This is a genomic window from Agromyces sp. LHK192, assembly GCF_004006235.1.
Lineage (GTDB): Bacteria > Actinomycetota > Actinomycetes > Actinomycetales > Microbacteriaceae > Agromyces.
On sequence record NZ_CP034753.1, the window covers coordinates 3,246,751 to 3,260,360 of the forward strand.

10 protein-coding genes and 1 pseudogene are annotated in these 13,610 nt (G+C 71.7%); 4 read left to right on the plus strand and 7 right to left on the minus strand.

Annotation, left to right across the window (positions count from 1 at the left end; all coding sequences use genetic code 11):
* Positions 1-108 precede the first annotated feature (108 nt).
* Together ELQ40_RS14765 and ELQ40_RS14770 are read left to right on the plus strand one after the other, a co-directional pair.
* Entirely contained in the window at positions 109-1,194 is a 1,086-nt protein-coding gene (locus ELQ40_RS14765; RefSeq protein ID WP_127794369.1) for an EamA family transporter, read from the plus strand.
* Positions 1,137-1,838, plus strand: a complete 702-nt coding sequence (locus ELQ40_RS14770; protein ID WP_127794370.1) for an alpha/beta fold hydrolase — start codon at positions 1,137-1,139, stop codon at positions 1,836-1,838. The genes ELQ40_RS14765 and ELQ40_RS14770 overlap by 58 nt, the downstream gene beginning before the upstream one ends.
* Positions 1,839-1,922: 84 nt before the next feature.
* Here ELQ40_RS14770 and ELQ40_RS14775 read toward each other — a convergent pair whose 3' ends face one another.
* Positions 1,923-2,816 carry a neutral zinc metallopeptidase gene (locus ELQ40_RS14775; RefSeq protein ID WP_127794371.1) on the minus strand — a complete coding sequence of 298 codons (894 nt, stop codon included), beginning with the start codon at positions 2,814-2,816 and terminating at the stop codon, positions 1,923-1,925.
* A gap of 183 nt (positions 2,817-2,999) precedes the next feature.
* A pseudogene (gene pip, locus ELQ40_RS14780) lies at positions 3,000-3,953 on the minus strand (prolyl aminopeptidase); the annotation flags it as partial.
* 123 nt (positions 3,954-4,076) lie between these two features.
* Between pip and ELQ40_RS14785 the strand changes: the two are divergent.
* Together ELQ40_RS14785 and ELQ40_RS14790 are read left to right on the plus strand one after the other, a co-directional pair.
* Complete coding sequence (locus tag ELQ40_RS14785; protein WP_127794373.1) at positions 4,077-5,093, plus strand: malate dehydrogenase; 1,017 nt, start codon at positions 4,077-4,079, stop codon at positions 5,091-5,093.
* A gap of 48 nt (positions 5,094-5,141) precedes the next feature.
* Positions 5,142-5,318: an HPP family protein gene (locus ELQ40_RS14790; protein ID WP_127794374.1), complete on the plus strand. Its 177-nt coding sequence runs from the start codon at positions 5,142-5,144 to the stop codon at positions 5,316-5,318.
* Between the two features lie 13 nt (positions 5,319-5,331).
* On the opposite strand, the gene ELQ40_RS14795 is transcribed toward ELQ40_RS14790, so the two are convergent.
* From ELQ40_RS14795 to ELQ40_RS14815, 5 genes are all read right to left on the minus strand, one after another.
* Entirely contained in the window at positions 5,332-6,084 is a 753-nt protein-coding gene (locus ELQ40_RS14795; RefSeq protein WP_127794375.1) for an alpha/beta hydrolase, read from the minus strand.
* A gap of 39 nt (positions 6,085-6,123) precedes the next feature.
* A complete protein-coding gene (locus ELQ40_RS14800; protein ID WP_127794376.1) occupies positions 6,124-8,253 on the minus strand; it encodes an acyl-CoA dehydrogenase in 2,130 nt (709 codons plus the stop codon).
* 208 nt (positions 8,254-8,461) lie between these two features.
* Entirely contained in the window at positions 8,462-8,872 is a 411-nt protein-coding gene (locus ELQ40_RS14805) for a hypothetical protein (RefSeq protein WP_127794377.1), read from the minus strand.
* A 157-nt stretch (positions 8,873-9,029) separates the two neighbouring features.
* Positions 9,030-11,081 carry a DNA helicase RecQ gene (gene recQ / locus ELQ40_RS14810; RefSeq protein WP_127794378.1) on the minus strand — a complete coding sequence of 684 codons (2,052 nt, stop codon included), beginning with the start codon at positions 11,079-11,081 and terminating at the stop codon, positions 9,030-9,032.
* Positions 11,082-11,168: 87 nt separating this feature from the next.
* Complete coding sequence (locus tag ELQ40_RS14815) at positions 11,169-13,424, minus strand: bifunctional UDP-sugar hydrolase/5'-nucleotidase (RefSeq protein WP_127794379.1); 2,256 nt, start codon at positions 13,422-13,424, stop codon at positions 11,169-11,171.
* Between the last annotated feature and the right edge of the window lie 186 nt (positions 13,425-13,610).

Genomic DNA, 13,610 nt, shown 5'->3' on the forward strand with positions numbered 1-13,610 from the left:
AGGGCCGGGTAGGGGTGAGCTCATGGTAGGGGCGAGCGTTCCGGCGAACACACCCCCCGAACAGGGGTGCCCGGTGCGGGCATCCGCAGATTGTGGAACAATCCTTGCGTGCGTTACGTCCTCGCGGTGCTGCTCGCGGCCGTCTGCTTCGGCACGACGGGCACGGCGCAGGCCCTGGGGCCCGACGCCGATCCGCTCTCGGTCGGGGCGGCTCGGCTCGTGATCGGCGGTGCCGCGCTCGCGCTCATCGCCGGCGTGCAGGCCGCCGGCCGGCGACGCGAGGGGATCGGGACATCCTCCGCCTCGCCGGGTGGCGGCGCCGCGACCCGAGTTCGCCGCACGCCCTCCTGGGTGCTCGTCGCGATCGGCGCGGCAGGCGTGCTCGCCTACCAGCCGGCGTTCTTCGCGGGCACCGCCGCCAACGGCGTCGCCGTCGGCACCGTCGTCGCACTCGGATCGGCGCCCGTGCTCACCGGCGCCCTCGACTGGGCGGTGTCGAGGCGGTTCCCCGGCACCCGGTGGGCGATCGCCACGGCGATTGCGACGGCCGGCGTGGCGCTCCTCGCGCTCGCGTCGAGCGGCATGGGCGGTGCGGGCGGCGCGGACGGTGCGGTCTCATCGGGAGCCGGTGCGTCGCCGCTCGGGCTGCTGGCCTCGATCGGCGCGGGCGCCTCGTACGCGGTGTACACCGTCGCGGCGAAGGGCCTCATCGACCGCGGCTGGACCTCGACCGCGAGCATGGGCGCGCTCTTCGGCATCGCCGGCGCCGCGAGCCTGCCGGTGCTGCTGCTGACGGATGCCTCGTGGCTCGCCACGCCCGAGGGCATCGCGATGGCGCTGTGGCTCGGCCTCGTGACCACGGCGATCGCGTACGTGCTCTTCGGCGCGGGCCTTCGCGGGCTGGCCCCGGCGGCCGTGTCGACCCTGACCCTCGCTGAGCCGCTCACCGCGGGACTGCTCGGGGTGCTGCTGCTCGGGGAGGTGCTGTCGGTCGAGGCATGGATCGGGCTGGCGGTGCTCGCGACCGGCATCGTCGTGCTGGCGACCGGGCGGCGCGCGCGCGCGGCCGCGGAACAGCCGCAGTCGCCCGGAACGGCGGATACCGCCGTGTCGGCGGCCGACGATAGCGTGCCCGTATGGACGTCATCCTCATCCCCGGATTCTGGCTCGACGCATCTTCCTGGGAGCAGGTGACCCCGGTCCTCGACGGCACCGGCCACCGCCTGCACCCCATCACGCTGCCCGGCCTCGAATCGGTCGACGCCGACCGTTCCGGCATCGGGCTCGCCGACCACATCGCGGCCGTCGTCGAACTCGTCGACAGTTTGGAGGGGCCGGTGACGCTCGTCGGGCACTCGGGCGGCGGAGCCGTCGCGCACGGCGTCGTCGACGCGCGACCCGACCGTATCGCCAAGGTCGTGTACGTCGACTCCGGGCCGATGGGCGACGGCGACAGCATCAACGCCGACCTTCCCGCCGTCGGCGACGACGTGCCGCTGCCCGACTGGAGCGTCTTCGAAGACGCCGACCTCGTCGACCTCGACGACGACCTCCGACGCGCGTTCCGCGAGCGCGCGATCCCGGAGCCCGCGGGCGTCGCCGGCGACCCGATCCGACTCACCGACGAACGTCGCTACGACGTGCCGGTCACGGTCATCGCGTGCGAGTTCCCGAGCGCGGTGCTCGTCGACGCGATCGCCGGTGGCGCGCCATGGATCGCCGAGCTCGGCCGCATCAAGCAGGTCGACTACATCGACCTGCCGACCGGGCACTGGCCGCAGTTCACGAAGCCCGTGCAACTCGGGCAGGCGATCGCCTCGGCACTGCCGGAGGCCTGACGAGCTGCGCGCCGAGCGACGCGCCGAGGCGCGCGGAGCGTCCCGACGAGCGTCCCCACCACCGGCGACGACCGAAGGGCCGCGCTACAGCTCCCCCGCCCCCGCGCGGAACGTGTCGCACGCGGCCGGACCCTGCTCGTACCCGACCGTGAACCAGCGCTGCCGCTGCTCGCTCGTGCCGTGCGTGAACGTGTGCGGGTTCACCTGGCCCTGAGCCGCCTGCTGGATGCGGTCGTCGCCGACGGCCGCCGCCGCGCTCAGGGCATCGGCGATCTCCTGACGCGTGGGCTCGAGCAGCAGCGGCACGCCCTGGTCGTCGCGGGTCTGCGCAGCGTTCGCCACCCAGGCACCCGCGAAGCAGTCGGCCTGCAGTTCGACGCGCACGGCGTTCGAGGTCGGCCCGGTCTGTCCGTCCTGGGCCGCCTCGAGGATTCCTGCGACCTGCTGCACGTGGTGGCCCCACTCGTGCGCGACGACGTACATCTGCGAGAGCGAACCGCCGGAGGCACCGTACCGGCTCTCGAGTTCGTCGAAGAAGGTGACGTCGAGGTAGATGGTCTCGTCGGGCGGGCAGTAGAACGGCCCGGTCGCGCTCGTCGCCTGGCCGCACCCGGTCGACACCTGGTCGGTGAAGAGGATCAGGTCCTGCGGCGAACGGTAGGTCACGCCGATCTCGGCCGCGCCCCCGCCCGACCAGTAGTCCTCGAGCGATGCCGACGCTCCCCGCATCCGGCAGTCGACGCGTTCGTTCGCGTCCTGCCCGGTGAGGCACTGCTCGAGCTCGGTGTCCTCGGCGGTGCCGCCGCCAGTCCCGCCGGAGCCACCGAGCAGCCCCGTCAGGTCGACGCCGAGCAACTGCGACGCCAGGAGCAGCGCGATGATGCCGAGCCCACCGCCCACGGCGATGCCGGTGGTGCGCCCGCGTCCGCGGCGGCTCGCCTTGCCGCCCGAGATGTCCGACCCGGGATTGAACGTCATACGCCGACGCTAGTGGTCCTCGTCGACCTCCTCGAAGGGGTTGACCTCGCGCGGCTCGATTTCGTCCGGCTCGCCCTCGTCCGGCTCACCCTCGTCCGCATCGCTCTCGTCCGCGGCCTCCGTCGCGACCGCATCCGCGTTCGAGAACGCGCCGCGCGAGGCATCCGTCGCCCTGCCATGCCCCTCCGCGAACCGGTCGGTCGCCTCGATGAGCGCGTCGAGGATGCCCGGCTCGTCGAACGCGTGACCCGCGTCGCCGATGATCCGCAGGTCGGCCTCGGGCCACGCCCGGTGCAGGTCCCACGCAGTCATCATCGGCGTCGGAACGTCGTATCGCCCCTGGATGATCACCGCGGGGATGCCGCGCAGCCGTTCCGCGTCGCGGATGAGCTGCCCGTCGTCGAACCATCCGCCGTGCCGGAAGTAGTGGTTCTCGATCCGCGAGAACGCCGTCGCGTACTCGGGCGCCGTGAACTTGGAGAGGTTCTCGATCTGCGGCAGCAGGGTGATGGTCGCGGCCTCCCACCGCGCCCACGCGATCGCGGCCGACTGGTGCACCTCGGGATTCGGGTCGTTGAGCAGCCGCCCGTACGCCTCAATGAGGTGGGCGCGCTCCATCAGCGGCACGGGTGCCAGGAAGTCCTCCCACAGGTCGGGGAAGATCGCCGACGCGCCGCCCTCGTAGAACCAGTCGAGCTCGGAGCGACGCAGCGTGAAGATGCCCCGCAGCACCAGCTCGGTCACGCGTTCCGGGTGCGTCTGCGCGTAGGCGAGCGCGAGCGCGCTGCCCCACGATCCGCCGAACACCTGCCACCGGTCGATGCCGAGGAACCCGCGCAGGCGTTCCATGTCGGCGACCAGGTGCCAGGTCGTGTTGGCCGACAGGTTCGCGTCGGGCTCCGACGCGTGCGGAATCGACAGGCCGCACCCGCGCTGATCGAACAGCACGATGCGATAGCGCTCGGGATCGAACAGGCGGCGGTGCGCGGGCGAGGTCGCCGCCCCCGGCCCCCCGTGCAGGAAGACGACGGGCTTGCCCTCCCTGCTGCCCGACACCTCCCAGTAGATGTGCTGTCCGTCCCCCACGTCGAGCATGCCGGTCTCCAGCGGCTCGATCTCCGGATACAGGTCCCTCATGCCGCAACGGTAGCCGCCGCCCGGATCCCTGCCACGGTGCCGCTCCGCGAAGCCGACGATGCCCGGCGTCGCCCGCACTCGGCCGTGCCTGACGGATGCGCTCGCGCGGCATAGGCTCGACGCATGGCTGCGAAGCATCCCGTCACCGTCACGATCACCGGCGCAGGGGGCCAGATCGGCTACGCCCTGCTCTTCCGCATCGCCTCCGGCGCCATGCTCGGCGCCGACCAGCCGGTGCGGCTGCGGCTGCTCGAGATCCCCCAGGGAGTTCGGGCCGCGGAGGGCGCGGCCCTCGAATTGCAGGACGGCGCGTTCGGCCTGTTGGTCGGCGTCGACGTGACGGATGACGCGGGCACCGCGTTCGACGGCGCGAACCTGGCGCTGCTGGTCGGTGCGCGTCCGCGCGGGCCGGGCATGGAGCGGGGCGACCTCCTCGCCGCGAACGGCGGCATCTTCGGCCCGCAGGGCCGCGCGATCAACGAACGCGCGGCCGACGACATCCGCGTGGTCGTCGTCGGGAATCCGGCCAACACGAACGCACTGATCGCGCAGTCCAATGCTCCGGATGTCCCGGCCTCGCGGTTCTCCGCGCTCACCCGGCTCGACCACAACCGGGCGATCGGGCAGCTCGCCGCGACCCTCGACGTCGGCGCCGGCGGCATCCGCGACGTCGCGATCTGGGGCAATCACTCCGCCACCCAGTTCCCCGACGTGTCCCACGCCACCGCCGACGGCCGAGCCGTCCCCGAGCTCCTCGCCGAACGGCTCGGCGGCGAGACGGCCGTGCTCCGCTACCTCGAGGACGAGTTCATCCCGCGCGTGGCGAAGCGCGGCGCCGAGATCATCGAGGTGCGCGGTTCGTCATCGGTCGCGTCGGCGGCGTCGGCCACGATCGACCACGTGCACGACTGGGTGCTCGGCACGGGCGACCGCGGCTGGACGAGCGCGGCCATCGTCTCCGACGGCTCGTACGGCGTGCCCGTGGGGCTCGTTTCGTCGTTCCCCGTCACGAGCGAAGGCGGCGACTGGCGGATCGTCCAGGGCCTCGAGCTCGACACGTTCGCGCGGCCGCGCGTCGAGGCATCCGTCGCCGAGCTCGCCGACGAACGCGAGGCGGTGCGGTCGCTCGGGTTGATCTGAGCGGCGTCGACGCGCTCTGCGCCCGCGCGGCGCGCCTAGGCTGGTGGCATGGCCGAACGCGAACCGATGTCCCCCGCCCGCCGCCGGCAACTCATCGTGGGCATCGTCGTCGGCGTCATCATCGGCGTCGTCGTGAGCCTGTGGACCGGGTTCTGGCTGTGGCTCGGCGCGGGCGTCGTCGTCGGCCTCGCGACCGGCGCCATCATGAAGCCGCCAGGCGAATAGGGGCCGTCAGGCGTCAGTCGGTGAACGCCGCGATCGTCGCGGCGATCTCGCCCCGCACGTCGGCGTCGTCCCGGGTCGACTCGCCGTCGCCGGGCTGCACGCCGTAGTCGCCGAAGTCGGCGTGGTTCACGCCGTCGAGTTCGACGAGTTCGGCGTCGGCAGGCAGCAGGTGTCGTGCTGCGGCGATCTTCTCCGGCGTCGACAGGCGGTCGTTCGTGCCGCCGATGCTGAGCACGTCGAGCCCCGACTGCGAGAGATCGTTCGCGCAGTACGAGCCGAACAGGATCACGCCGACCGGCGCGACGGCGTCGGCGCCCGGCTCCGCGAGCTGGCACGCCCGCACCCCGCCGAGCGAGTGCCCGCCGACGTACCAGTCGTCGATCCCGGGTGCGACCGAGGTGAACGCCTCGAGCGGGCGGGTGTCGAAGAACGCGAGGTTCAGGGTCGGCTTCGTGATGACGATGGTGAGCCCGGATGCCTCGGCGACGCCGGAGAGCTTGTACAGGTACGCGTACGGGTCGACCTTGGCGCCCGGGATGAAGACGAGCCCCTCACCCGTTCCGCCGTCGACCGGCTCGATGACGATGCCCGCGTCATCCGAGGTGATCTCGACCGCATCGTCGGTCCACGCCTCGAGCGCGGCGGCACGCTCGCCCTGCATGACCGTGTGGGCGTAGACGAGGAAGACGACCACGAGCAGGGCGACGATGGAGACGGCGGCGGTGAGGATACGGCGGAGGCGCGACACCGCATCATTCTGCGGCATCGCGCCTCCGAGGAACCTCAGCGCCGGTTCGGCGCTCGGTCAGCGCTGCTTCTTGCCCTTGAGCGACTTCTCCGGCACCGGCAGGGTGCCGGCCCGACGCTGTTCGGCGTAGTACGCACGGGCCTCGTCCTGGCGCTCGAGCTCGGCACCCGACGCGATCTTCGCGCGCAGGTGCTCGTCGGTGTAGCCGAAGGCATTCACGAGGTCGAGCGCGTGCGGGCGGAGCCGCTCGAGCAGCCGGTCGATGTACGCCGAGAGCGCCTGCGCGCGCTGCGGCGAGAGCCGGCCGTTAACCAGGTACCACGCGAGGTGGCGCTCGACCAGGCCGAGGCCGAACAGGTCGCGCACCCAGGTCAGCACGCGCTTCGTGCCGGGGTCGGTCACCGCTTCGAGCCCGCGCGTGAACGCCTCCCACTGGAGCAGCTCGCCGTGCGCACGACCCGCCTCGATGAGCTCGTTCTGGTTGCGGTTGAACACCGCGGCGGCCTCGACCTTGGGCAGCTTGCGCGCCTCGTTCAGCCGGCCCGCGACCTCGGCGATCATCGTCTCGACGCGATCGGCGAGCAGCGCGTGCTGGGTGTCGGCGTCGCGCAGCTCGCTCACCGAACGCGCGGTCGAGCCGAGGTCGGCCAGGTTCTGGCCGAGCCGGCGAAGCCCCGAGCCGTGGAACGCCTTGTCCGCGGTCTGGCCGACGGCGTACCGGGCGAGCGCGCCGAACCCGGCGCCCTTGAACTGCTTCGAGTAGTCGGTGAGCAAGCGCTTGGCGACCAGCTGGAGCAGCACGTTGTTGTCGCCCTCGAAGGTGACGTAGATGTCGAGGTCCTGGCGGAGGCCGACGAGACGGTTCTCGGCGAGGAAGCCCGCGCCGCCGCACGCCTCGCGCGCCTCCTGCAGGGTGTCGAGCGCGTGCCAGGTCGAGAGCGGCTTGAGCGCCGCGGCGATCGTCTCGAGGTCTTCGCGGTCGGCGTCGCTCGCGGCCTTGCCCGAGAACACGGCGTCGAACTTCACCAGGAACTCGTCGTGCGCGAAGGTCTGCGCGTAGACGGTCGCGAGCCTCGGCAGCAGGCGCCGCTGGTGACGCTGGTAGTCGAGCAGCACCTCCTCGTCGACCTCGCTCGCGCCGTTGAACTGGCGGCGCTGGGTGCCGTAGGTGATCGCGATGGTGAGCGCCATCGCGGCCGCCGAGGTCGATGCGCCGTCGAGCGACACGCGACCCTGCACGAGCGTGCCGAGCATGGTGAAGAAGCGGCGGCCGGGGCTCTCGATCGGGCTGGAGTAGGTGCCGTCGGCGGCGACGTCGCCGTACCGGTTCAGCAGGTTCTCGCGCGGGATGCGCACGTCGGTGAAGTGCAGGCGGCCGTTGTCGATGCCGTTGAGGCCGCCCTTCAGGCCGTCGTCCTCACCGCCGACACCCGGGAGGAATTCGCCGTCGGCGTCGCGGAGGTGCACGTAGAACGCGTGCACGCCGTGGTTCACGCCCTTGGTGATGAGCTGCGCGAAGACGACCGCGTCCTTGCCGTGCAGCGCGGCGTTGCCGAGGTAGTCCTTCCAGGCGCCGCGGAACGGCGTGTGGATGACGAACTCCTCGGTCGTCTCGTCGTACGTCGCGGTCGTGCCGATCGAGGCGACGTCCGAGCCGTGACCCGTCTCCGTCATCGCGAAGGCGCCCGGTACGTCGAGGTTCATGATCGCGGGGAGGTACTTCTCGTGGTGCTTCGCCGTGCCGAGGTGCAGCACCGCCGCGCCGAACAGGCCCCACTGCACGCCCGACTTGATCTGCAGGCTCGGGTCCGCGATGACGAGTTCCTCGAATGCGGCGATGTTGCCGCCGTGGTCGTCCTGACCGCCGAGGGACTTCGGGAACGCCTTCTGCACCGCGCCGCTGTCGACGAGGAGCTTGAGCTGCCCGAGCACGCGCTCGCGGTGCTCGGCCATCGTCTGGCCCTCGATGCGCTGCAGCTCGGGCGAGGCGGCGCGGGCGCGGGCCTCGAGGCGGATGTCCGCCCAGGTGCCGAGCAGCTGGCGGCCGAGCGCCTCGACGTCGATGCGCGACTCGGTGGGGCGCTGCGCCGGCGGCGCGGGGACGGGTGCGTCCGCCGCCTTGCCGGGAACCGGGGCGACGTTCGCCTCGGCGGCGGGGTTCTCGGTACGGGATGCCGTGTCAACCATCGATGTCCTCCATGAGCGTTCGTGGCCGTCTTCCAACGTATGGCGCGGTTCCGGACCCACGGCAAACCTCGGTCATCGGCCTACAAACGGCGCCGGAGACGCTCCGCGCTCGACTGTGCCTTCTCTACAAATCGGGGTGGCGCGTTGGATGGGACTCCCACAAGCGTGGCGAGCGCCGGGTCGTCGACCGGGATGCCCGGCGCGCCGCTCAGCCCCGGAAGAACGCGCTCGCCTTCTTCGACCACAGCAGCAGCAGGACGACGATCGAGACGAGGATGCCGACCCACTCCGTCCACGCGGTCGGCGACTCGCGATAGGCGACCGCGAGGAACAACGAGCCGAGGATCGACAGCACCTGCAGCACCGTGACGATCATGCGCGCAGCCGAGTTGCCCTTGAGCAGGCCGCCGGCGACGACGACCGTGATCAGGCCGACGATGATCGACCCGATGGCGGCGCCCATGAGCTGCCCGGTTCCGCCGTACTCGGTGACGACCGACTCGTTCGGGAGCAGGAAGAACAGCAGGACGCCCGTGATCATGTCGATGGCTCCCGCGATCCACGCGATGACCGCGACGAGCGTGACTCCGCCGGGCCGAGCAGCGGTTCCGTCAGTCATGGGTTCCTCCCCGCGCCACCCCCTGCGACGCCCCTCGTCGCGATCGTAGCGGGAACGACGGATGCCGCGCACGGCGGCGCGCTCAGCCCGCCGGGCGGGCGCGGTGCGTCGAGGCATGGTCGGCCCGCGCTCGGCCCGCGCTCGGCTCGGCTCGAACTCAGCTCGCGCCCGCGACCACCCGGATCAACGCCTCGCCGTACGCGTCGCGCTTCTTCGCCCCGATGCCTGTGATGCCGTCGAGGTCGACGAGGCTCGACGGCTTCGCCACGGCCACGGCGCGCAGGGTCGCGTCGCCGAACACGATGTACGCGGGAACGCCCTGCTCCTTCGCCTCGGCGGCCCGCCAGGCGCGCAACTGCTCGAAGAGCTCGACCTGCGCGGGCTCGAGGTCGAGCGGCGCCGTGGACGCGCGCCGCGACGCCGACCGCACGGCACGCTCCGGCTCGCGTCGGAGATCGACCCGGCGATCGCCCGCGAGCACGGCGGCGGAGGCATCCGTCAGCGTCAGCACGCCGTACTCGCCGACCGACTGCAGCAGGCCCTGCGCCAGGAGTTGGCGGACCACGCCACGCCACTCGACGTCGGAGAGGTCGTCGCCGATGCCGAACGTGGTGAGCCGGTCGTGCCCGTACTGCTCGACGCGGGGCGTGCGCTTGCCGCGGAGGATGTCGACGAGGTGCCCGGCGCCGAACCGCTGGTTCCGCTCGCGCTGGAGGCGCACGATCGTCGACAGGAGCTTCTGGGCGGGGACCGTGCCGTCCCACGAGTCGGGCGGCTGCACGCAGGTGTCGCAGTTGCCGCACGGCTCGCTGCGCTGCCCGAAGTAGCCGAGCAGGTTCTGCCTGCGGCACGAGACGGTCTCGCAGAGCGCGAGCATCGCGTCGAGGTGCGACGAGAGCCGCCGGCGGAACGCGAGGTCTCCCGGGCTCTCGTCGATCATGCGGCGCTGCTGCACCACGTCCTGCAGGCCGTAGGCGAGCCAGGTCGTCGCGGGCAGGCCGTCGCGACCCGCACGGCCCGTCTCCTGGTAATAGCCCTCGACCGACTTCGGCAGGTCGACGTGCGCGACGAACCGCACGTCGGGCTTGTCGATGCCCATGCCGAACGCGATCGTCGCGACGACGACGACGCCGTCCTCGCGGAGGAACCGCTCCTGCGCGCGCCGCCGCACGTCGGCGTCGAGGCCCGCGTGGTAGGCGACCGCGTCGACGCCCTGCTGGCGGAGGAAGTCGGCGAACCGCTCGGTCGATGCGCGGCTCAGGGCGTACACGATGCCCGACACCGGGTTGCCGTCGGCGTCGCGCCCCTCGGTCCGGATGAAGTCGAGCAGCTGGCGACGCACCTCGTTCTTCGCGGCGATGCGGTACTGGATGTTCGGGCGGTCGAAGCTCGCGACGAAGTGCCGCGCCTCGCCGAGCGACAGGCGTTCGGTGAGCTCGCGATGGGTCGCCTCGGTCGCGGTCGCGGTCAGCGCGATGCGCGGCACGTCGGGCCAGCGCTCGGCGAGGCCGGACAGCGCGAGGTAGTCGGGCCGGAAGTCGTGGCCCCATTGCGACACGCAGTGCGCCTCGTCGATCGCGAACAGCGCGACCCTGCCCCGCTCGATGAGCCGCAGCGTCGGCTCGGTGTTGAGCCGCTCGGGCGCGACGTACAGCAGGTCGAGGTCGCCCGCGAGGTAGCGGCGCTCGACCTCGGCGCGCTCGGCGGGGGCCTGGCTCGAGTTCAGGTATGCCGCGCGCACGCCGTTGCGCACGAGCGCGTCGACCTGGTCGTGCATGAGCGCGATGAGCGGCGACACGACGATGCCGGTGCCCTCGCGCAGCAGCGCGGGCACCTGGTAGCAGAGGCTCTTGCCCCCGCCGGTCGGCATGAGCACGACCGCATCGCCGCCGGATGCCACGTGGTCGATGATCTCGGCCTGGTCGCCGCGGAACGCGTCGTAGCCGAAGACCGTGCGAAGGGCCTCGAGCGCCGAGTCGAAGCGGGCGGGCGCGACACCGGCCGTTGCGGACGCGACCGCGCTCCGCCCGCCCGCTCCTGCCGCGAGCGCGCCGCCGGGCACCGTCGACGCCCCACCGGACGTCGCAACCGGCGCGCCGTACGCCCCGGGGTCGGGCGGAGGCATCCAGCCGTCGTCGTCGGGCGGGACGAGGTCGTCAGGGTCCCAGGGGATCTCGTCGATCCAGTCGGAGTCGGGGCCGGGGGTCATCCGTTCGAGTGTAACGACGCCCGCCGACGCGGACGGGGCCGGCGCCTGATCGGCACCGGCCCCGTCTCACGACTCACCTGTGGACGGTCAGAACACCAGCACCGGGAACGGCAGGCTCGTCGTACCCTCGAAGCCCTCTGCTCCCGTGAACTCGGTGCGCAGCAGGTGCAGGCCGCGCTTGAGCTTGCCGAGGTCGGCCGAGAATCGACCGTTCGACTCCGCCGTCAGCTCGACCGTGGCGATGACCGTGCCGCGGTCGGTGATCTCGACGGTACCGACCGGTGCCGAACCGTCGGCCGTCCAGACGATGCCCGAGTACGACACCGACGTCCGGGACGTCGCCAGCAGCGGGCTCGCCAGGCCGAGCGCGTACGTCGCGACCGGTTCGACCGGCTCGGCGGCCAGTTCGACGGTGAGCGACGCTTCGGTGCCCGTCGACGGCACCGACACGACCAGCTCCTGCGGACCGTACAGGCCCTCGGGGATGGTGCCCTGGATCGACGCGCGGCCGAACTCGTCGTACAGCTGCACGAGCGACGTGTCGATCGCACTGCGGCCGAGCTCGACGCCGCCCAGCGTGACCACGACCTCGGCGCCGGCGCTGCCGTTCGAGAAGAGGAGCGACGACAGGTTCACGGTCAGGGGGTCGCCGGCGCCGTACCCGTCGGCGTCGGGCGCCGACAGGTGCACGCCGACCGATCGCTGCACCGGGTCGGGCGCGGCCGTGCCGAACTCCTCGAACCACTCGACCATCGACGAGAGGTCGATGACGCCGCTGTCGGCACGTCCGGTGCCCTGCCCGAGCGTCAAGAAGTTGTCGCCGCCGGCCGCGAGGAACGAGTTCGCCACGACCGAGTAGTTCGCCGCCGGGTCGATCGGCGCACCGTCGAGGGTCACGCTGGTGATGCGCGAACCCACGGGCAGCGACGCGTCGAACGTGTACTCGAGCCCCTGGTTCACGCCGAGCTTCAGGAACGGGCGGCTCGCACCCGCGGGCTGCCACTGCTCCTCGAGCACCTGCTTCACCTGGGCGCCCGTGAGCGTCTGCGTGAACAGCGAGTTCGCGAACGGCTGCACGTTCGCGGCCTCCTTGTAGGTCACGACTCCCGCGTCGATGTTCGCGCGGAGGCCGCCCGGGTTCATGAACGCGATGTCGATCTGCTTGTCCTGGCTGGCCTTCCAGTACTGCACGTCGGCCACGAAGTTCCCGAGCGTCGACTCGGCGCCTCGCGATTCCGCCGTCGAGCCGGGGATGGGATTGCCGTTGGCGTCGAGGGCCGCCTGCACGCCGCGCGTGAGCGCCGCATCGGCCGAGCCGAGCTGCACCGCTCCCAGCACCTCCGCCTCCGCGAGGTACGGCACGAGCAGCTCGGTCACCGCCTGGTCGGGTTCGTCGGCGTAGGTGTACTGGACGGGATTCGTGTTCGGGATCGGGGTCGACGCGTCGATCACGACGTTGTCCATCGAGACGATCGAGTCGGTTTCCTTGTCGAACACGATCGTCATGTTCGAGAACTTCTCGCCGTACTGGCCGCTCGAGATGACCGGGCGCCCGTCGATCACGTGGTTGTACGGGAGGTGCGTGTGGCCCGAGACGATCGCGTCGACGTCGGTGTCGACGCCGTTCACGATGCGCCCGAAGGCCGAGTTCGGGTCGGTGGCCGACGCGAGCGAGGTCGTCGCCGCGCCGTCGTGCACGAGCAGCACCACGACGTCGGCGCCGTTCGTCGTGAGCCGGTCGGCCGCGGCGTTCACCGAGTCGACGATGCTGCGCACTTCGAGGTCGGCGATGCCTGCGGGGCTCACCAGCGAGGGCAGCTCCTCGGTCACCGCGCCGACGAAGCCGACGGTGACCCCGTCGAGTTCGGTGGTCCACGACTCGGCGAGCGCGGTGTCGTCGGTGCCCGCGTGGAACACGTTCGCGGCGATGTACTCCCAGTCGGCGAGGTCCTGCACCCGGCCCTCGAGGTCGGCCCAGCCCTGGTCGAACTCGTGGTTGCCGGCGGCACTCACGTCGAGACCCGCCTCGTTGAGCGCCTCGATGGTCGGCTCGTCGTCGAGGATGAACGACTCGAAGGTCGATGCGCCGATGAGGTCGCCCGCCGCGGCGAACACCGTGTTCGGGTTCGCGGCGCGGATGTCCTTCACCGCGGTCGACAGCCGCGCGGCGCCGGCGGCGGCGCCGTCCTGCTTGATGCGGCCGTGGAAGTCGTTCACGGTCACGAGGTTGATTGTGACCTCGTCGGCGGCGTAGGCCGGGCCGGCGCCGATCAGTCCCGCTGCGACGAATGCGGAGGTGGCGACGGCCGCCCCCGCGAGTCCTCTCCTGGTGCGACGTTGCATGACTCTCCTCAGTGCGGCCCCGGCCGTCGGGACCGCGACCGTCGAATCGATCGCGAACGGAGGGCAGTGGCGTCAGCCTAGGTCTCGTTCGGGACCCCGGGAACCCCTCTGCGCCTCCCGTTCACGCGATGGCCGAATTCTGCTCAGATGAGCAGGTGGCCGAGGGTGCCGGTGCACCGCTCCACC

Coding starts and splice junctions, on each gene's coding strand:
- ELQ40_RS14770 (WP_127794370.1), top strand. CDS start 1,137: ATGGACGTCATCCTCATCCCCGGATTCTGGCTCGACGCATCTTCCTGG.
- ELQ40_RS14775 (WP_127794371.1), bottom strand. CDS start 2,816: ATGACGTTCAATCCCGGGTCGGACATCTCGGGCGGCAAGGCGAGCCGC.
- ELQ40_RS14785 (WP_127794373.1), top strand. CDS start 4,077: ATGGCTGCGAAGCATCCCGTCACCGTCACGATCACCGGCGCAGGGGGC.
- ELQ40_RS14790 (WP_127794374.1), top strand. CDS start 5,142: ATGGCCGAACGCGAACCGATGTCCCCCGCCCGCCGCCGGCAACTCATC.
- ELQ40_RS14795 (WP_127794375.1), bottom strand. CDS start 6,084: ATGCCGCAGAATGATGCGGTGTCGCGCCTCCGCCGTATCCTCACCGCC.
- ELQ40_RS14800 (WP_127794376.1), bottom strand. CDS start 8,253: ATGGTTGACACGGCATCCCGTACCGAGAACCCCGCCGCCGAGGCGAAC.
- ELQ40_RS14805 (WP_127794377.1), bottom strand. CDS start 8,872: ATGACTGACGGAACCGCTGCTCGGCCCGGCGGAGTCACGCTCGTCGCG.
- recQ (WP_127794378.1), bottom strand. CDS start 11,081: ATGACCCCCGGCCCCGACTCCGACTGGATCGACGAGATCCCCTGGGAC.
- ELQ40_RS14815 (WP_127794379.1), bottom strand. CDS start 13,424: ATGCAACGTCGCACCAGGAGAGGACTCGCGGGGGCGGCCGTCGCCACC.